19 protein-coding genes are annotated in these 19,148 nt (G+C 60.0%); 16 read left to right on the top strand and 3 right to left on the bottom strand.

Annotated elements, in window-relative coordinates; genetic code table 11:
* The first annotated feature begins 10 nt into the window (after positions 1-10).
* From paaD to HNP00_RS10165, 8 genes are all read left to right on the top strand, one after another.
* Positions 11-550 carry a 1,2-phenylacetyl-CoA epoxidase subunit PaaD gene (gene paaD / locus HNP00_RS10200; protein ID WP_184738599.1) on the top strand — a complete coding sequence of 180 codons (540 nt, stop codon included), beginning with the start codon at positions 11-13 and terminating at the stop codon, positions 548-550.
* Between the two features lie 10 nt (positions 551-560).
* A complete protein-coding gene (gene paaE, locus HNP00_RS10195; RefSeq protein ID WP_184738597.1) occupies positions 561-1,796 on the top strand; it encodes a 1,2-phenylacetyl-CoA epoxidase subunit PaaE in 1,236 nt (411 codons plus the stop codon).
* A gap of 11 nt (positions 1,797-1,807) precedes the next feature.
* A complete protein-coding gene (locus HNP00_RS10190; protein WP_184738595.1) occupies positions 1,808-2,587 on the top strand; it encodes an enoyl-CoA hydratase/isomerase family protein in 780 nt (259 codons plus the stop codon).
* Between the two features lie 116 nt (positions 2,588-2,703).
* Positions 2,704-2,985 carry a copper resistance protein CopC gene (locus HNP00_RS10185; RefSeq protein WP_184738593.1) on the top strand — a complete coding sequence of 94 codons (282 nt, stop codon included), beginning with the start codon at positions 2,704-2,706 and terminating at the stop codon, positions 2,983-2,985.
* Positions 2,986-3,092: 107 nt separating this feature from the next.
* Complete coding sequence (locus tag HNP00_RS10180; protein WP_184738591.1) at positions 3,093-3,701, top strand: hypothetical protein; 609 nt, start codon at positions 3,093-3,095, stop codon at positions 3,699-3,701.
* A gap of 114 nt (positions 3,702-3,815) precedes the next feature.
* Positions 3,816-4,547, top strand: coding sequence for a YcnI family protein (locus tag HNP00_RS10175; protein ID WP_184738589.1), 732 nt, complete (start codon positions 3,816-3,818; stop codon positions 4,545-4,547).
* A 165-nt stretch (positions 4,548-4,712) separates the two neighbouring features.
* Entirely contained in the window at positions 4,713-6,227 is a 1,515-nt protein-coding gene (locus HNP00_RS10170) for a PepSY domain-containing protein (RefSeq protein WP_184738587.1), read from the top strand.
* A gap of 275 nt (positions 6,228-6,502) precedes the next feature.
* Entirely contained in the window at positions 6,503-6,724 is a 222-nt protein-coding gene (locus tag HNP00_RS10165; protein WP_184738585.1) for a hypothetical protein, read from the top strand.
* A gap of 67 nt (positions 6,725-6,791) precedes the next feature.
* On the opposite strand, the gene HNP00_RS10160 is transcribed toward HNP00_RS10165, so the two are convergent.
* A complete protein-coding gene (locus HNP00_RS10160) occupies positions 6,792-7,307 on the bottom strand; it encodes a DUF2127 domain-containing protein (protein WP_184738583.1) in 516 nt (171 codons plus the stop codon).
* A gap of 55 nt (positions 7,308-7,362) precedes the next feature.
* Between HNP00_RS10160 and HNP00_RS10155 the strand changes: the two genes are divergently transcribed.
* Positions 7,363-7,839 carry a carboxymuconolactone decarboxylase family protein gene (locus HNP00_RS10155; RefSeq protein ID WP_184738581.1) on the top strand — a complete coding sequence of 159 codons (477 nt, stop codon included), beginning with the start codon at positions 7,363-7,365 and terminating at the stop codon, positions 7,837-7,839.
* Positions 7,840-7,844: 5 nt separating this feature from the next.
* Here the strand turns inward: HNP00_RS10155 and HNP00_RS10150 are convergent, their stop codons facing one another.
* Together HNP00_RS10150 and HNP00_RS10145 are read right to left on the bottom strand one after the other, a co-directional pair.
* Positions 7,845-8,438 carry a low molecular weight phosphatase family protein gene (locus tag HNP00_RS10150; RefSeq protein WP_184738579.1) on the bottom strand — a complete coding sequence of 198 codons (594 nt, stop codon included), beginning with the start codon at positions 8,436-8,438 and terminating at the stop codon, positions 7,845-7,847.
* A gap of 6 nt (positions 8,439-8,444) precedes the next feature.
* A complete protein-coding gene (locus HNP00_RS10145; RefSeq protein ID WP_184738577.1) occupies positions 8,445-9,521 on the bottom strand; it encodes an LCP family protein in 1,077 nt (358 codons plus the stop codon).
* A 501-nt stretch (positions 9,522-10,022) separates the two neighbouring features.
* On the opposite strand from HNP00_RS10145, the gene HNP00_RS10140 reads away from it, so the two are divergent.
* From HNP00_RS10140 to HNP00_RS10110, 7 genes are all read left to right on the top strand, one after another.
* Positions 10,023-11,459, top strand: coding sequence for a polysaccharide biosynthesis tyrosine autokinase (locus HNP00_RS10140; RefSeq protein WP_184738575.1), 1,437 nt, complete (start codon positions 10,023-10,025; stop codon positions 11,457-11,459).
* Positions 11,460-11,545: 86 nt separating this feature from the next.
* Entirely contained in the window at positions 11,546-13,363 is a 1,818-nt protein-coding gene (locus tag HNP00_RS10135; RefSeq protein WP_184738573.1) for a nucleoside-diphosphate sugar epimerase/dehydratase, read from the top strand.
* A complete protein-coding gene (locus tag HNP00_RS10130; RefSeq protein ID WP_184738572.1) occupies positions 13,360-14,493 on the top strand; it encodes a DegT/DnrJ/EryC1/StrS aminotransferase family protein in 1,134 nt (377 codons plus the stop codon). Before HNP00_RS10135 ends, HNP00_RS10130 begins: the two co-directional genes overlap by 4 nt.
* A gap of 49 nt (positions 14,494-14,542) precedes the next feature.
* Positions 14,543-15,598, top strand: coding sequence for an SDR family NAD(P)-dependent oxidoreductase (locus HNP00_RS10125; protein WP_395893808.1), 1,056 nt, complete (start codon positions 14,543-14,545; stop codon positions 15,596-15,598).
* Positions 15,599-15,762: 164 nt separating this feature from the next.
* Positions 15,763-16,686: a capsular biosynthesis protein gene (locus HNP00_RS10120; RefSeq protein WP_221451371.1), complete on the top strand. Its 924-nt coding sequence runs from the start codon at positions 15,763-15,765 to the stop codon at positions 16,684-16,686.
* A gap of 6 nt (positions 16,687-16,692) precedes the next feature.
* A complete protein-coding gene (gene wecB / locus HNP00_RS10115; protein WP_184738565.1) occupies positions 16,693-17,838 on the top strand; it encodes a non-hydrolyzing UDP-N-acetylglucosamine 2-epimerase in 1,146 nt (381 codons plus the stop codon).
* 41 nt (positions 17,839-17,879) lie between these two features.
* Complete coding sequence (locus tag HNP00_RS10110) at positions 17,880-19,148, top strand: lipopolysaccharide biosynthesis protein (RefSeq protein ID WP_184738563.1); 1,269 nt, start codon at positions 17,880-17,882, stop codon at positions 19,146-19,148.

Genomic DNA, 19,148 nt, shown 5'->3' with positions numbered 1-19,148 from the left:
TGTGGTGGACATGTTCCTTCAAGAGACGCCAAACCAGACCAAGCAAACCGCCGAGCAGAAGGCCTGGGGGATCGCAGCCACGGTCTGCGATCCGGAGATTCCCGTCCTCACCATTGAGGACTTGGGGATCCTTCGCAACGTTCAACTGTTCGACGACGGCGGGCTGGTCCCCGCGGTCCAGGTCACCATTACGCCCACCTACTCGGGTTGCCCCGCGATGGACGCGATCCGCGACGACCTCAAGACCGCGTTCAAGGAAGCTGGCTACCCGAGCGTCCACGTGGAATTGGTCCTGGCCCCGGCCTGGACCACGGACTGGATGACAGAGCACGGCAAGGCCAAGCTGCAGGAATACGGCATCGCACCTCCCAGCGGCCGCGCCGCAGCCGGCGGCCACTCGGGGCCAGTGAGGCTCAACCTCGCCGTGAAATGCCCCCAGTGTTCTTCGCTCAATACCAAGGAACTCACCCGCTTTGGTTCCACGTCCTGCAAGGCGCTCTTCGTCTGCCAGGACTGCAAGGAACCGTTCGACTACTTCAAAGTCCTGTAAGGAATCTGACATGCCCGTTGTCCGCCAAACCGCCGCCGAACAGGCGCAGGCCACCGGCCGCCGTCGTGCGTCCTTTCATTCCCTCAGCGTTTCGGAAGTCCGCCGCCTGACTGACGACGCCATCGAAGTCACGTTCGGTGTCCCGGCGGAGCTCGCCGGCCAGTATGACTACCTTCCCGGCCAGTACGTTGCGCTCCGCACTACGCTTCCGGAGGAAAGCGGGGAACCGAAGGAGGTTCGCCGCAGCTATTCCATCTGCGCTGAGCCGCGCAGCTTCGCTGACGGCAGCAGCGAGATCCGTGTGGCCATCAAGAAGGACTTGGGCGGCATCTTCTCCACGTGGGCAAATGCGGAACTCAAGGCCGGCGACACTCTGGACGTCATGAGCCCCATGGGCGCGTTCATTTCCAAGCACGGCAAGGACGGCAAGACTGTCCAGCAGAATGTCATGAACTCCATGAACAACCCCCAGAACATGGCGGGCGAGTTCGGCGACGCCGGTTCCTTCGTGGCGATTGCCGCCGGTTCGGGTATCACCCCGGTGATCGCGATCGCGCGCACCCTGCTCGCCGCGAACCCGGACACACGCTTCGACCTGATCTACGCCAACAAGGCCGCCATGGACGTTATGTTCCTCGAGGAATTGGCGGATCTGAAGGACAAGTACCCGTCGCGCCTGGCGCTGCACCATGTTTTGTCGCGTGAGCAGCGTATTGCGCCGCTCATGACGGGACGTATCGACGCCGAGAAGCTGCAGCAGCTGCTCGGCACCGCGATTCATGCAGAAGATGTGGATGAATGGTTCCTGTGCGGGCCGTTCGAGCTGGTCCAGCTATGCCGGGATACCCTCGCCGCCCGCGGTGTTCAGCCCGATCACGTGCGCTTTGAGCTGTTCACCACCGGCCGTCCGGACCGCCCCGAGGGCAATGCTGGCCGCCCGGTTGTGGAGGACGAGTCGCAGGACACGTTCAAGATCACCTTCAAACTGGACGGTTTGACCGGCGATGTCGCCAGCCCCACCCACGCCCGCGAGTCCATCCTCAACGCGGCGTTGCGCGTCCGCCCGGACGTTCCGTTCGCGTGCGCCGGTGGCGTGTGCGGCACGTGCCGCGCCAAACTGGTTTCGGGGACGGTCAGCATGGACGAGAACTACGCCTTGGAGCAGGATGAGTTGGACAAGGGCTACGTGCTGACGTGCCAGTCCCACCCCACCAGTGAATCCGTCACGGTCGATTTCGACGTCTAAGGAATAAGCGAATGATCGAGCTCTCCATCGCCAACGGCATCGCCGAAATTGTCCTCAATGCCCCGGAAAAGCTGAATTCGCTGGACGAGGCGGCGCTCGCCGAACTGGATAGAGCGTACGACGACGCCGCTGCCGCCGCCTCCCGCGGCATGGTGCGGGCTCTGCTCCTCCGCGGAGAGGGCCGCGCCTTTTGCGCGGGACGCGACATTGCCGGTGTGACGCCGGAGAGCGACGACGCCAAGGCATACTTGAACGGGCTCGTGGAGCCGCTGCTCAAGAAGATGGCAGCCTTCCCCGCCCCGACTTTCGCGGCCGCGCATGGCGCGTGCCTCGGCGTCGGGCTCGGCCTGTTGCTGGCCACGGACGTGGTGTACGTGGCGGAGCACGCCAAGTTCGGTTCGCCGTTCGCCAAGCTGGGGGCCACCCTGGACTCGGGCGGACACTGGTACTTCACGGAACGCCTGGGCATGCACCGGACCTTGGACCTCATCTACACCGCGGACCTGATCAGCGGTGCCGAGGCTGTTGCGCAGGGAATGTTCAGCAGGGTCATGCCTGATGATGCTTTGCTTGAGGCCACCCGGATCATTGTGGAGCGGGTGGCGGCGGGTGCCACCGGCGCGTTCAACGCCAGCAAGGAACTCGTGGCCCATATCCGCGATCAGCGCCTTGGCTTGTGGGCTGCCATGGCTGAGGAGAATAGGGAACAGGCTCGGCTCTGCAAGACCGAGGACTACGCCGAAGGTTTCCGGGCGTTCCAAGAAAAGCGGGCACCGGTCTTCAGGGGGTAGGGGACACTCACCCCTGTAGGTTTTCCGGAGCACGTCTGCGACGATCTCCTGGATGTTGTGCGGCACGAAATGATCGGAGTCCACCTCTCGGACATCCGCGACGGCTTCCCTGGCCCATGCCCGCTGCTGCAGTGGTCTGGCGGATTGTGTCCTCGGACATGCATCCGATCGAGGGGACCTTCGCCTTCACGGCCGGGCCGGGCGCCACTGCGGGGCCTGGGACCCCGAGTCCTGCTCCCGAGCCTGCCGGGTCCACTGGCTTTTCCTGGCCAGTAGCCGTAATAGTGGCCGGTGTGCTGGTGGCCGGACTGGTAGCTGGAGGCCTTTATGTGCGCCGCCGCCTCTCCGGTAATGACACAGGGAACGAACCAGCGGACGAGCCCGGGGATCACGGATAGGACCCGCTCGGTTTGTCATGATTGATCCCGTTGACGCCCCGACACCGGCGAGACCGTAGAATTTTGGAGAATCCCGCACTGACTTGTGAACCCGGAAAGGACCGCCGATGACGACGCGTGCTTCTTTCCGGATCCTCCGCACCGGGGTGATCGGTTCCCTCATCCTGGGCCTGGCCGCCGGCGGGCACTTTGCCGGCGGCGGTCGCCTGCCTGAGCCCGCCATCCTGGCGGCGCTGTGTGCGCTGACGGTACTCCCGGTCGCGGTGCTCACGCGCTTCCGATTGTCGATGCCGGTCCTTACCGCACTGCTCGGCGCCGGGCAAGCCTGGCTTCACTGGGCCTTCCACGCCCTGTCGGACGGGGCTGCCCCGGGGGCGCCGGTGCTGACCGGCCACGCAGGACATGCCCCCGTCAGCCTGCCCCCGGAAGCGTTCGGTACTGTCGCGCCCACCCATGCGGACCCAATCGAGTGGCAGATGTTCGCCGCCCACGCGGTGGCGACCCTGGTGACCGCGCTGGTGCTTGCCCGCGGTGAACTGGCGCTCTCGGCGCTGGCGGCTTGGCTGCGCCCGCTCGTGCAGCTGCCCGCCGCGCCGTCCCTCCAGCCGCCAAGGCTTCCCGGTCCATGCCCTGTGCCCGCGGTGCTGCCAGTGGACCGCGCGGGCCGGCGCCTGCCTGCACGGCGGGGTCCGCCCGCGATGGCTTCCGCCGCCTGAGACCCGCCTTCACGCAAGGAAAGGGACCTGGCGGCAGATCGCTGCTTTCACCGGCCGGGCATAGTCCCGGGCGGGTTCCTGACCGTTTCTTTCTTTGTGAAAGGCATCATTGCCGTGAAGACCTCCTTCCGCCGTACCCTCAAGACCGCCTGCGCCGCCACGATGGCCGCCGGGCTGCTCGCCTTCGGCGTCTCAGCCGCCTCCGCCCACGTCCACGTCAATCCCGACGACCCGGCAGCCGGCGGATACACCCACCTGACTTTCAACGTCCCCAACGAATCGCCCACGGCCAAGACCAACAAACTCGAAGTGTCCCTTCCCACGGACACGCCCTTCAACTCGGTCTCCGTGAAACCCCTCGACGGGTGGAAAGCCGAACTGATCACCACCACCCTGCCCAAACCCGTCACAGTCGCCGGCACCACCGTGACCAAGGCCGTCACTTCGGTGGTGTGGACCGCTGACGACGCGCACCAGATCGGTCAAAACGAATACCAGGCGTTCTCGATCTCCGTGGGCGTCCTGCCCGACGCCGGAACTACCATCACGCTGCCGGCAAACCAGAGCTACACCGACGGCACCGTGGTGAAGTGGGACGAGAAGACCGTCCAGGGCCAGCCCGAACCCGAACACCCGGCCCCCTCCTTCGTGACCACCGCCAACGACGCCGCCGCGATGGCTCCCACCTCGTCCGCGTCCGCGACGGCGGTTCCGGCACCTGCGGCAGCGAAGACCTCCGGTGACGGTGGGTCCACGGCCGGTTGGTTCGGTCTCGCGGCGGGCCTGATCGGCCTTGCGGCAGGCGTCACCGCCCTGGCACGCACCCGCCCCGCCAAGGGCAAGTAACCCGCACAAAACACACACGAAGACTCCGTGCCGGAACGACCGGCACGGATGGCCTCGTGCTGCCCTCATACACCAACCCGAGGCCGCCTCGACCGGCGACGCCGCATCAGGCGGCACTCGGGCGCGCCCGCGTGCCGCCTGGCCGAAACGTGAAAGACCACTACGATGACCCTTCTGACCAAGCCCCCTGCCGGGGCACGCAGCACCCCACTGACAACCGGACCGGACACTGCGCTCCCGTCCGCGGATCCCGGCTGGTTCCGGCCCTTCCTGCTCCGGATTCACTTCTATGCCGGGATCCTCGCCGGGCCCTTCCTGCTCATCGCCGCGATCACCGGTGGCCTCTACGCGATGACCCCTTCACTGGAACCAGCCATCTACGCCCGGGAACTGCACGTCCCCGCCGTCGCCCACCCCCTGCCGCTCGCGGCGCAAGTGAAGGCCGCCGTCGACCGCGTCGGGGGCGCGGCCCCGGTGACCGTCCGCCCCGCCCCCGGGCCCGAAGACACCACCCGTGTGCTCTTCACCGACCCCACCCTGGGCGATTCCCAGTACAGGACACTGTTCGTTGACCCCGCCACGGCGGACATCCGGGGCGACCTGCCCACCTACGGCAGCAGCGGCGCGATGCCCCTGCGCACCTTCATCGACAACCTCCACCGCTCCTTGGGCCTGGGCGAACCCGGACGCGTCTACAGCGAACTCGCCGCCTCCTGGCTGTGGGTCATCGCCCTCGGCGGCCTGATCCTGTGGATCGACAGGATCCGGCGCCGCCGGGCCGCCGGCAAGACGAAGGCCGTTGCGGCGAAGGCACGCCCGAGGTCCGGGCGTGCCCGGCTGGTCTGGCTGCACGGCACCACCGGCACGGTCCTCCTCGTGGCATTCGTGTTCCTCTCGGCAACGGGCTTGACCTGGTCGGCGAGCGCTGGAGCGAACATCGGCAGCCTGCGCACCGCCCTTGGTTGGGCCACCCCCACCATCTCCACTGCGCTGACCGGGCCGGCGACCGCCCCGGCCGGGGAACACGCTGGACACAGCACCGGCGCGTCGCCGACGGCGGCACCGGCCATTGATCCCGCCGTCTACGACACCGCGGCCCGGATTGCGAGGGCGGACATCATCACCGCCCCGATGATCGATATCAAACCCCCGGCGAAGCCGGGCAAGGCCTGGACCGTGACCGAAGCGGGCAGGGAATGGCCGGGCACCGCCAGCGCCGTCGCGATCGACCCGTCCACGGGCACCATCACCAGCAGGGCCGACTTCAATAACTTCAGCCTGCCCGCCAAACTCACTCGCTGGACCATCGCCGCGCACATGGGGCTGCTCTTCGGACTGCCGAACCAGCTTCTCCTGCTTGCTGTGGCGGTGGGCCTGGCAGCCATGGTGGTCTGGGGCTATGTCATGTGGTGGAAACGGCGCCCTACGCGTGGCAGCGCTTGGGCCTTCGGCCGCCCCGCACCGCGCGGAGCGTTCCTGCGCGCACACTGGGCGGGAGTCCTCGCCGCGCTCACCGTGATGGTCGCCCTCGGGTTGCTCCTGCCGCTGCTGGGCTGGAGCCTGCTGGCCTTCATCATCCTCGACACCGTCATAGGGGTGGTCAAGCGGCGTCGCAGTCGCCTCTCGGCTACACCTCTGGCGGGTGCAAGCGACGTGACCGGGGCAGCGACCCTGCGATAGCCACGAAGCACTGACGCCTTGAAGCCCCGGGCAGCAGCTGCCCGGGGCTTCGTTCAAGGCCCCGACTCCAAACCTGCACCGGTCTTCAACGGGTGGCTGGTTTCCGCTTCCGACTCCATTCTCAAAAGATGCGCCCGAAACCCACCGCTGACCTGTTTTTGCTCTAAAGTTATGCCTAACCGGTGACACTAAGCATGCTTAGTGTTGGCCATCCGCGAGGAGCGAGAGAAAAGAACGAGCTCAGTCGAACGGTTTCTTTCCTAGAGGAGGCGCACGTGGCGAACTTTCCCTGGATCATCATCATGCTGGTCCCGTCGCTGGGATTCTTTCTCTTTTTGATCTACGCAAACATTCGCCTTTCCCGCAGGCGAAGGGCGCGCGGACTGCCGCCCGCCGGACCCATCCCGCCCCGTTTCAGGAACCGCCGCAGAAAAAACATCACCTATATCGTCGTCGATGAGAACCGGCAGCGCGACAACTCCGAAAGTGCTCCGTAGGCCGGCGTGAGCGGGCCACGATGCGGGACGCCTGCATCCCGCATCGTGGCCCGCGCGCGGACATCCCTCAGCCGGCTGATGGGGGCGTGGGGGAGGGCTCTTGGTTTCGTGCCCGGTGGAGGCGATACTCACGCGCGGTGATCCAGACGATGAAAATGTCGAACGCCGTCAGGAGGACAAGGCCCCAGGAGAAGGCCACAGCGATCCGGTAGCCCTGGTAAAGGATGAAGACCAGCAGGAACGCGATCATCCACGGGTAGGCCCAGAGTTTGTCCTTCAAGACCGCCCAGACCAGGACGATTTTCACCAAGCCGTGGAGCAGTAGGTAGATGGCGCCGAACAAGGACGCCGACACCGAGAGGTTCGAGGTCATGTGCACCAGAGTGTTCGCCACGAAGTCGTTCGGGTCTTGGGCGAGTTCGTGCTGGGTGAGGAACCGGACCAGGTCTCCGATTTGCCGGGGCGTCACCAACAAAAGGAGTATCCCGCCGACCAGCTCAAGAACACCATCCAGCCCCTTCAATATGAGGCTGACACGAAATGTCCTGTCGAGCAGGGTTGTTCGGGGTGGATTCGTACCCATTTCACTTCCCTTCGGCTATCGCCGGCTAAGAGGTTCCCTCCGATAGGCTCGGCGGATGAGTGAAAATACCCCGCGGCTTGCGGGCTATCTGGACAAGCAACTGCCCGGACTTTATCAGGCCCTTTCCGGCTACGCGGATCAGGTCACCGCCGAGGCGGACCGGACCGGGATTCCGCGTCGAACCCTGGAGTTGGTGAATTACCGGGCCTCGCAGATCAACGGCTGCGCCTTCTGCCTAGACCTGCACCACCGCCGTGCTATCGGCTATGGCGAGACCGAGCAGCGGCTTGCCCTACTGTCCGTGCATGGCGAGGTAAACCTCTTTAGCGAAGCCGAAAAAGTGGCGCTTGAACTGGCCGAACAGATCACACGCATGAGCACCGCCCGCCCCACGGCCGAGCTGTTTTCCCGCGCACGTCATGTCTATACGGAGGAGCAGATCAGCGTGCTGTGCATGGCGTGCATCGGCATCAACGCCTTCAACCGCCTGTCTATCCTGAGCGAGCACCCGGTGCGCAAAGCCCGGAGCTAGGATCCCTACATGGAAAGGCGGGCGTAGCGGAGAATCCTTAAGATGGCAGGAGCTAGCTCGTCTTCCATCCGCAGGTACGCGTCGGCGCCTTGTTTGTAAGGGTCGGCGACGTCGTTGTCCGAGGCTTCTGCCGCCAGGACGAGGTGGCGCACGGACGATGCTCTTGCAGGCAGTTCTCGCCATTGTTGGGTGTAGTCAGAGCCCGACGGCGATGCGTCGCCGCGTTCTTCGAGGGCCGTCACCATCCGTGCGAATTCCCGGATGGTGAAGGTCCGCTTGAGCAGGGAGGCATCCAGCTGCAGAACCTCCCCGCGGTGGTGTGATGCCATGGTGAGCACCAGGTCCGATTCCCTGAGGATTTTCGAGGTGAGCTGCCGAGCGGCGAAGTCATCGGGTGTGCCGCCGTACGTGCGGATGATGTCGGCTGACAGGGATTGGATGGGGCTGCCCACCATGGCCCTGGTGCCGGCGCTGCGGACCTCGAAGCCTCCGGGGAGAACCTGATCCAGACCCGCTTGTAGCAACCGTTCGGCGACGGGGGAGCGGCAAATGTTGCCGGTGCAAACGGTCAGGATCCTGAAGGGCAAAGAGGAGTGCATGTAGGGTCAGTTGCCCTTTTCGAAGTTGTTGGCAGCTACATAATCCCCCAGTTTGTCTTCAGAAAGTGCCTTTGCCACCTTGCCAATTTCGGCGGGATCCGTCAGCACGATTGATTGACCGTCAGTTGATGTTCCAGTGCCGCGTGTGGGCAGCGTAAACATAACCATGTCCTGTTGGCGGATGTCCTTCATTTCAAAGGCCAGCTTGGCAATCGTCGCAGCATCCAGTCCGCTGTCAACGGCGACATAGGGTGAAATGGCACCCACCATGTTGCTGATTGTCACCGGGTTGCCCAGGGTGTTGGCATTGATCGTCTTGGCGACCAATCCCTTGATGAACGCCTGTTGGTTTCGGACCCGCTGATAGTCACCGTCCGGGAAGGCGTAGCGCTCCCGGACGAAGCTCAACGCCTGTTGGCCCGACAATGTGTCGGGACCAGCATTGAAATGCAGATTGGGGTTCTCGCTGGAAGTAAATGGATACGTGACGTTCACATTGACTCCGCCCAAGGAATTCGTGAGGCCTTCGAAACCGTCGAAGTTGATCATGGCAACGTGGTCGATTCTCTGCTTGAGAAAGGCTTCGACCGTTTGCACCATCATCGGCACCCCGCCGAAGGCAAGTGCCGCGTTGATTTTGGCCTCCCCGTGACCGGGAATCGGGACCCATGTATCGCGCATCAATGAAATTGTGTAGATGTTTTTGCGGTCGGCTGGGATGTGCATGAGCATCAAGGTGTCCGAACGCTGGTCTGTTGCCGAGCCGTTGACGGCATCGGTTTCCGTGGCGCCGCGGCTGTCGCTACCGAGGAGCAAGATGTTCAACGGCGCGTTTCCGCCAACCGGAGGGGCCTTCTGTGGACGCGTGGATTCCTCTGGGAAAGCTGTCGCAATCTTTTGGGTACCCGAGTTGAAGGTATGGACCAGGCTTACGACGTATCCACCGGCCACCACCGCGGCGACCAAAAGCAGGGTTGCAGCGGCGAATAAAACATTTCGTGCCTTATGGCTCTTGCCCTCCTTCTGCCGCCTCGGGCCGCTTTGAGGGGCATCTTCCTTTGTGATACCAAGCTCGTCCGTCATGAAGTTCCTTGAAGTTAGGCGTAGCTTCTGTGATGGTACCAGCGCATGGCGAATAGCCTTTTTCTGATTGCGGCGTGTTCGCGTGAGCGCTTTTTACGCATCTCGGGCAGTCCGCAGGAGATCGGCGTGCCCGTGCAGCGTCTGGATTCCGTGCCTAGCGCAAGAGTGCCAGCGCGGACAGACCTGCAGTCGTAATGGCCAAGAAGACCAGGTACACGAACGCTACGACCCTTTTTGAAGGCCTGCGGATACGAAAATCCAGCCGTGCCACCTGCGTCCGGAAATGCCTCCCCATAGCCCATAGATATCATAGTTTTCCCGGCATTCGGAATGGCGAAGGCGTCTGGTTTCCTTGTTGTGGTATATAGGATCTGGCCATATAGCCTGTGGCTCCCAACTCCCGATTTTCAACGTCATCATCTCGCAGGGAGTGCCCAGGCGGCAGAAGGAGTTCGGTGAACGTGTTTTAATGAACCGACGCGCTTCGGTGTCGGACTTCGAATGACGGTAAAGCTGCGTCCGCAGCGGAATAATGTTGGGGAAAAAATGGAGTTGAAGGACTACCTGCGCGTGATTCGGCAGCGATGGATTGCCATCGTAGCGGCGGCCTTGATCGGCTTGGCCCTGGCCGCAGGATTTACTTTGCTACAGACCCCGGAATACCAGTCACGGAGCGAACTGTTCGTCTCCGTGAAGGGTGGAAGTTCCCCGACAGATGTCATTCAGGGCAACACATTCGCTGAAAAACGAGTCACGTCCTATGTCAGTTTGGCAACCAGTCCCAGGGTGCTCCAGGCGGTGGCTGACGAGTTGAAACTAACTGGGGGGATGAACCAGTTAGTGGGGAAAGTTGCAGCCACCACGCCAGCACAAACCGTCCTCATCGACATAACTGCCACGGATCCGAATCCGGATCAAGCAGCGCGGATCGCTAACTCCACGGCGAGGCAGTTGATCACCGCAGTCAACAACGTTGAAGATGTAACAATCGTTCGTCTGAGTGTTTTTGAGGAGGCGGCGCCATCCACGTCTCCTTCGTCGCCCCGCGTGCCGCTTAACCTCGCGATTGGACTGGCTCTAGGGCTACTCGCCGGCATTGGGTTCGCGGTGACCCGAGAACTATTTGACACGCGCCTTCGCAGTCAGGCAGATGTTGAGCGAATCGTTAGTGCGGGCATCTTGGGTACTTTCTCCATCGACTCGTCTCTAGAGAAAGCACCGCTGGTCACCCAGCACGACAAGTTTAACCATCGTGCGGAGAGTTTCCGGCAACTGCGAACACATTTGCATTTCACCAACCTCAGTGGTGGGGCACAGACTGTGGTTGTTTCATCATCGATTCCGGGCGAAGGTAAGACTTCCACTGCCGTCAATCTGGCCATCATGTTGGCAGAAAGCGGAGCTAAGGTACTGCTGGTTGACGCGGATTTGCGGCGCCCAAGAGTGGCCAAATACCTTGGTCTTGAAGGATCTGTAGGCCTCTCCGGAGTAATTTCGCATTCGGTTGCCTTGGAGGAAGCGATCCAAAGCTGGGGCCCCGGAGGCGAACTGAAAGTCTTGACATCCGGACGATCGGCGCCAAATCCCAGCGAACTCTTGGGTTCTCCGACAATGGAGAAGCTCGTGTCGAGGTTCGAATCAGAGTACGAAGTCATTATTATCGACGCCCCTCCGCTCCTTCCAGTTACGGATCCCGCGGTTCTGGGATCGATGGCCAGTGGGGTGTTGCTTGTGGTCAGCGCCGATGGGCGGACTCACAGGGGAGAATTGCAACAAGCTGTGAGCGACCTGGAAGCAGTGAACGCGAGGCTGCTTGGCCTGGTCGTCAACCGCGTGGAACGGACAAGGGGTTCCTACGACTACTACGACTATCGACCTGAGACGGTTGAGGCCGGACGACGTGGCAAGGACAAAGCGCCCCGGTCTCGCCGACGTTAGCACCTTGCGCTTGGCATAATCGCGCGTCGCATCGGGCCGCGTGATGGACATTCTGAACATACGAGAATTCACTTGGGGGGAATTCAATGATTGGGAGCGACTCGCGAGGATTGCCGCCCGTGGTATTCCGGTGGCGTGAATATTTGTTGGACGTCGTAGTCTGGACGATTGCGTTACCGATTGCATCACTGGTTCGCTTGGATTTCGACCCAACGAGGGTCCAACCGCTCCTTGTCGGTTTTTTCGTCCTGGCCGCTGCGGTGCTTGAGGCCCTCGTTGGTTCAATTCTGGGTCTTTACAGTTATAGGCATCCATACGGGTCGCGTCACGAGGCTCAAAGCCTGCTTCTTGTGGTCTCGACTGTCGGCCTGGTACTTACAGTGGCTCGGATGCTGACACCGGCATCCGATGACTTCCCGCGAAGTGTGCCGTTCATTGCTCTCCTGATTGCCTTCGTGCTTATGGCAGGAATGCGGCTGCTCCACAGAGTACTGCAAGAACGCGATTACCGACCCAGCGAGGAAGCAACCCCAACTCTGGTGTACGGTGCGGGACATCTCGGCCAACATGTCGTGCAACTGATGAACCGCGACCGGTACTCACCGTTTAAGCCAGTGGGGCTCATTGACGACGATCCGAAAAAGCAGCGTTTTCGGCTTCACGGTGTTCCCGTTCTGGGGGTTTGTGCTGATCTGACCGATGTGGCAAAGGCAACTGGGGCCGAGGTTCTAATTTTTGCCATTGCCCGCGCAGATGCTGACCTGCTCCGAGCGGTATCTGACCATGCCGACCTTGCGGGTTTGCGCCTGCTGGTGCTGCCGTTGCTATCTGACATCCTTGAGGGCAAAGCACAGTTGGGGGACCTTCGCGACGTTTCGATCGAAGATTTGATTGGGAGACACCCGGTTGACACCGAACTTGAATCGATCGCGAGTTTTGTCACGGATAAACGAGTCTTGGTAACCGGCGCTGGCGGTTCGATTGGTTCGGAGTTGTGCAGGCAGCTGTTGAGGTTTTCTCCTTCGGAAATCATCATGCTTGATCGGGACGAGACAGGTCTCCAGGGTACGCAGATCTCGATCTCTGGTCATGGCCTATTGGACACGAACGAAGTCGTCTTGGCCGACATTCGAGACGGTGTGACCATCGAGGAAATATTCAAGGCTCGCGCGCCGCATGTGGTTTTCCATGCTGCCGCACTGAAACACCTACCTATGTTGGAGCAATACCCACACGAGGCATGGCAGACCAATGTCTTGGGGACCGTGAACGTCCTCAACGCCGCCAAAGCAGTTGGTGTGGAAACGTTTGTGAATATTTCCACCGATAAAGCAGCCAATCCTACAAGTGTTCTCGGCTTTTCCAAGCGGCTTGGGGAACGACTGACGGCATGGTTTGCCAAAGATACGAATCTGACTTATCTTTCAGTGCGATTCGGTAACGTCATTGGCAGTCGGGGTTCCATGCTGCCCACCTTCACTGCGCAGATCGAGGCCGGCGGCCCAGTGACTTTGACGCATCCGGATGTCACGAGGTACTTCATGACGATTCCCGAAGCGTGTCAATTGGTGATCCAAGCTGGGGCAATCGGCCGGCCTGGCGAGGTACTAATTTTGGACATGGGCGAGCCAGTCCGGATTCTTGACGTGGCCGAGAGGATGATCGCGAAATCCGGCCGTGAGATAAAAATTGTGATCACGGGGTTGCGGCATGGAGAAAAACTCCATGAAGAGCTCGTGGGCTCCGGCGAAAATGAAGAACGTCCCGTTCACCCGAAGATTTCTCACACTGAGATCCCGTCGCTTGCGCCGTTTGAGCTTGTTGGCGCTGAGTGGGACTTTGGCGAGACAACTGAGCAGGGACAGGCGCTGGGCGATGTTATAAACGGAAGGCGTTTGATATGACTCAGAAAATCTATATGTCCTCCCCCGACGTTGGTGACTTGGAGGAAAAGTATGTCCTCGAGGCCTTGCGTTCCGGTTGGGTTGCACCGCTCGGGCCTGATGTGGACGCTTTCGAATCCGAACTCGCCGAGCGCGTGGGTAGCAAGTTTGCTGTCGCCTTGAGTTCCGGCACCGCTGCACTTCACCTCGCCTTGCTGAGCTATGGAATTGGCGAAGGCGACTTGGTCCTAACATCCAGCATGACCTTCGCGGCGACAGCTAATGCAATCCGCTACACGGGCGCGCATCCCTATTTCATTGACAGTGATTCCAGCGGAAATATCAGCGTTTCTCTGCTGGAACAGGCAGCTGAAGCGCTGGTGGCTGAAGGACGTCCCGTCAAAGCCATCGTTCCCGTTGATCTCCTCGGCAAAGTCTGCGATTTCACTGAGATCGACCGCATTGCCAAGCGTTTCGGACTCCACGTGATCGCCGACGCAGCGGAGTCGTTGGGCGCGGTTCGAGATGGTCGTGCTGCTGGGTCTTTCGGTGATACGGCAATCGTGTCCTTCAACGGAAACAAGATCATGACCACTTCAGGGGGCGGGATGCTTTTGACGGAAGACGGCGAGGTTGCATCCAGGGTTAGGTATCTTGCGACTCAGGCACGGCAGGCTGTGGCGCACTATGAGCACGTTGACATCGGGTACAACTATCGGATGAGCAATTTGTTGGCTGCTCTCGGACGGGCACAGCTCGTCCGCTTGGACGGGATGATTGCAAAGCGCCGTCAGCACCGCAAGGCGTACCGCGAATTTTTCAACGACATTCCGGGCGTGAGTCTATTTGGGGCGGACGACGACCATTTGGATAATTGCTGGTTGACGTCGGTGGTGATAGACCCCGCTGAGGCCGGTTGGACTGCCGCGGAGCTCGCCGGCTACATGACGGAATGCAATATAGAGGCCCGGCCGTTATGGAAGCCCATGCACTTGCAGCCCGTTTTTGCTTCGGCCGGACGACTGGTGGACGGTACGTCTGAGAAGTTTTTCCTTAATGGGCTGACGTTGCCCTCTGGTTCTGCTCTCAGTCCGCAACAGTTTTCCAGAGTGACAGACACGATTAATTCATTTGTCTCACCCCAACGATGACTCGCCAAATATCGTCGGCACATAACTAATGCGAAATGGAAGGTCTAGCGTGACAAACTCCAGTTACTCTGGCAGGCAAATTGTGATTACAGGTGGTACAGGATCATTTGGTCATACTGTTGCGAAAAAACTTCTGGAAACGGACGTCGAGCAGATCCGCATTCTGAGCCGAGATGAGGCTAAGCAAGATGCGATGAGACACGAACTTCCGGATCCCCGGTTAAAGTTCTACGTGGGCGACGTCCGCGACTTCGACAGTGTTGATCGAGCGATGAAGAATGCTGACTTTGTTTTCCATGCCGCCGCGCTCAAGCAGGTTCCATCATGCGAGTTCTTCCCTATTGAGGCCGTTCGAACCAACATATTGGGTAGCGAGAACGTTGTCCGCGCAGCCGAGAGGAACTCGATATCCTCCGTTGTTTGCCTCAGTACAGACAAGGCTGTTTACCCTGTAAATGCCATGGGCATGAGTAAGGCCATGATGGAAAAGGTGGCGCAATCCCATGGGCTTAACAACCCCAATGCGGAAACAGTAGTTTCTTGTGTCAGATATGGCAATGTCATGTACTCTCGCGGTTCGGTGATCCCACTGTTCATCAACCAGATCAAGGCCGGAAAAGAGCTAACCGTGACTAATCCGGAGATGACTAGATTCCTTATGTCTCTGGCTGATTCGGTCGACCTCGTGGAGTTTGCTTTCGCAAATGCCCGCCAGGGCGATCTCTTTGTCAAGAAGGCTCAGGCATCCACCATTGCAGACCTGGCGCAAGCAATCGCAAACCTGTTCGAGTCGGAGTCTGAAGTCCGGGTGATTGGCACTCGCCATGCGGAAAAACTATCTGAAGCTCTTGCTACGCGGGAAGAACTCACGCGTGCAGAGGACATGGGCGACTACTTCAAGGTGCCCGCAGACAATCGCGACCTGAACTACAGCCTGTTTTTCGAATCGGGAGATGTGAATCAGTCCAACTACTCTGACTATGACTCTCACACGGTTGAGCGCATGGGTGTGCGCGAAATTGAGAATCTGCTCCTAACGCTTCCCGAGGTTCGGCGCGAACTCGCCGCTGCTGGCAAAATGAGCCGGATCGGGGCACACCTGTGAGAGTCGCTCTTTCCGGTGCCGGAGGGTTCCTCGGCTTTCACACGAGGGCCCTCGTCCATGGTCTCGGCGGACGCTCAACGGCTTTGGAACTTGGCACAGCGTACGATCTCACTACTACGGCCGCCGGCATCAGCGGTAGCGAGCGGCTAATCCATATTGCAGGCGTGAACCGCGGCAATGACGATGAAGTTCGCATGGGGAACGTAGAACTGGCGCAGCAACTTGCCCAGGCCTTGCGGACTGCGGAGCGGCCGCCGCATGAGGTCGTGTACGCCAACTCGATCCAGTCGGGAAACGGGACCATCTACGGCAACGCGAAAGCGGAAGCCGGGTCGATCCTCAAAGCCGCCGCAGATTTCGTTGGGGCCAGCTATACCGACGTGCTGCTGCCGAACTTGTTCGGTGAGCACGGTCGACCGTTCTATAACTCTGTTGTGGCAACGTTCTGCCACTTGCTTCAATCCGGGCAAACGCCTGAGGTGAAGGACGACAAAGAACTTCTCCTGTTGCACGCCCAAAATGCGGCGGAGGTTCTCATGGGCTCCGTTCCCATAAACGCGATGGAAGGTTTGGCCTCCCGCCGCACCGTTTCGGCTGTTTTGGTTCAACTTCAGGATTTTGCGGCCACCTACCACAGCGGCGATATCCCGAATGTTGCGTCTGCCTTTGATTTGGACCTTTTTAACACTTACCGCGCCTTCCGGGTCGGACAGGAGCTCCCCTTCGCGCTCAACCGCCAAGCTGACGCCCGAGGCAGCTTTTTTGAAGTTTGCCGGTCTCGCGGCGGAGATGGCCAGACGTCCTTTTCTACGACCGTCCCTGGCGTCACTCGGGGGCAGCATTTCCATCGCCGTAAGATTGAGCGTTTTGTTGTGCTCTCAGGGCAAGCAGAAATCGCAATGCGACGCTTGTTCACAGATGAAGTCCTTCGTTTCAAGGTTGACGGTTCCGCGCCCGTTGCGATCGACATGCCCACTCTGTGGACCCACAACATTACAAATACGGGTGACTCGGATCTCTATACGATGTTTTGGACGAATGACATATTCGATCCATCGAACCCCGATACCTTTGCAGAGGAAGTTTAGGAAGCGATGTCTTTCAAGCTCAAGGTTGCCACTGTCGTTGGCACTCGCCCTGAAATTATTCGGCTTGCTGCCACTATCAAACGCTTGGAGAAGTACACGGACCACGTACTGATTCACACCGGGCAGAACTACGACTATGAACTGAACGAAATTTTCTTCGAGGATTTGGGGCTTAGAAAGCCAGACCACTTCCTGGCTGCGGACGTCTCGTCGCTCGGCGCGGTTTTGGGATCAATTCTAACCAAGGTGGAAGCCGTGCTCCTCGAGGAGAAGCCGGACGCGATGGTGGTGCTGGGCGACACGAACAGCTGTATCTCCGCCGTCATAGCGCGCCGTTTGAAGATCCCCGTTTTTCATATGGAGGCGGGCAACCGTTGCTTTGACGAGAACGTGCCGGAAGAGGTCAATCGCCGTCTTGTGGACCATGTCTCTGACTACAACTTGGTGTACACGGAACACGCGCGGCGCAATCTTCTGGCCGAAGGAATTCACCCCTCCAGGATCCTGCTTACGGGTTCTCCGATGCAGGAAGTCTTGACTGCCAACGCTAGCGCGATTGACGCCAGTGACGTTGTGGAGCGGCAAGGCCTCATCCCGGGGCAATACGTTTTGGTGAGCCTGCATCGCGAAGAGAATGTCGATAGCCCGGAACGTCTCAGGACTGTTTTGGAAGCACTCAACGCCGTGGGTCAAAAGTACCAAGTCCCTGTGCTTCTTTCGACCCATCCGAGGACTCGGAAGCGGCTGGAAGGCCAGCCGGAGGAGTTGAAGTCAGGCGTCATTTTACACCCGCCGTTTGGTTTCAATGACTATGTCAAGCTCCAGAAGGACGCCCTGATTGTGCTCTCCGACAGCGGGACGATTAGCGAAGAGTCCTCGTTACTGGGGTTCGCTGCGGTCACGCTCCGAGATTTCATCGAGCGTCCAGAGTCTTTGGATACGGGCAGCATCATCACCTCGGGGCTCCGGAAGGAAAGCATTTTGGACGCAATCGATATGACCCTTCAGCAAGTAGCAGAGGACGGTTACGTGGCTCCTCCTGCGGACTATCAAATTAGCGACACATCCCGCAGGGTAGTTGGGTTCATTCGCTCTGCGGCCCATAGCCATCGTCAGCGTGCTGGGCTGCGGCTCACAGATCCCCGAGTTTAGTGCGATCACGCGCTTACGCTATTGCGGCCCGAGGGATTGCGATGGCGGGAACTTTCCTCCAAGTGATTCTGATCTCGAGGGCTTTGAACCTTGACGATGCAGGTGTGGTTTTCGTCCTTTTCACGTTGATGAACTTGGCTGGTACCATGGGGCGCTTCGGAACAGACAATCTGGTCCTGAGAAGGATCGCCTCGGGGCAGCACGGCCATGCCATTGAAGCCTGTTGGCTGCGAGCTGGGTGCTGGGCAGCATCAAGCATTGCCGGCGCACTGCTCTTCGGGCTACTTACCTCGGGGCTGTTGCCATTACCCGCCTCTGCACACCATTTTCCGGAAGCCGCTTGCGTTGGTCTCATGACGGTTTTCTACGCTCTCAGTGTTTTTGCAGGAGCGGTTCTCCGAGGCTCCGGGCGGTTGGTCGCCGGGATTTTGGCGGAGCTTGGTTTGGCTCCTTGGTTGACTATTCTGTTCGTTGGAACTGAGATGCTTCTCGGTAAGCCGACCGTGCTCACCGTGCTGCTCGCTCTGCTGGCCGCGGGTGCGATAACCGCACTATGGGCGCTGAATTCTGCCCGGTCGGCGATTTCTTTCCACGGAAAGATGGACTGGGTCGAGGGCTTGCTCTTCATTCGAAAGCACCTTTCAAGCCTTGCCTCCCTGATGGGCACATCGCTGCTGTTCTTTGCCTTGGTTTGGGTTCCACAACTTAGTCTCGGTTTTGTGGGAACTGGCTCCCAAGTCGCTCAGTACACGGCTGCAGCCCGGATCGCGAGCTTTATCAGCATCTTTCCGGGCATACAGACTTCGTACCTTGCTCCGAAATTCGCCGCGTTGGCCTATTCGGGGCGCAGGGAAGAACTGAGTGAAGAGTGCGGCCGGGCTGCGTTGATGGCCATGGTCGTGGCAGTCCCGTTACTCGTGACCATTTCCTACCTGCCAGGAGTGGTCCTGAGGCTTTTTGGCGGTGGATATCAGGATGCGGCAATCCCAACCCTTGTTTTGTGCATCGGCGCATATGTCACCCTCTTTTTCGGCCAGGTAAATACCCTGATGGTGACCGCAGGCTTAGAGCACCCGGCACTTGTGTTGAATGCAATTTTGCTGGTAGTCGTTGCGGGAGTGTGTCTTCTCGGGGCGCCGACCATCGGAGTGGTGGGTGTATCAATCGCGAGTGCCGCGGGAGCTACCATTTATGCCATGATCGCGACACTAGTTGTCTCTTCTAAGGTTGGCGTCAACCCAACCTTAGTCTCGTACTTTCAGTACGCATCATTGCCCACTTCTCTGACTGTTAATGTGAAAGGCGATTAA

This window comes from Arthrobacter sp. AZCC_0090, assembly GCF_014207375.1.
GTDB lineage: Bacteria > Actinomycetota > Actinomycetes > Actinomycetales > Micrococcaceae > Arthrobacter.
This window is presented reverse-complemented; position numbering and strand designations above follow the sequence as displayed.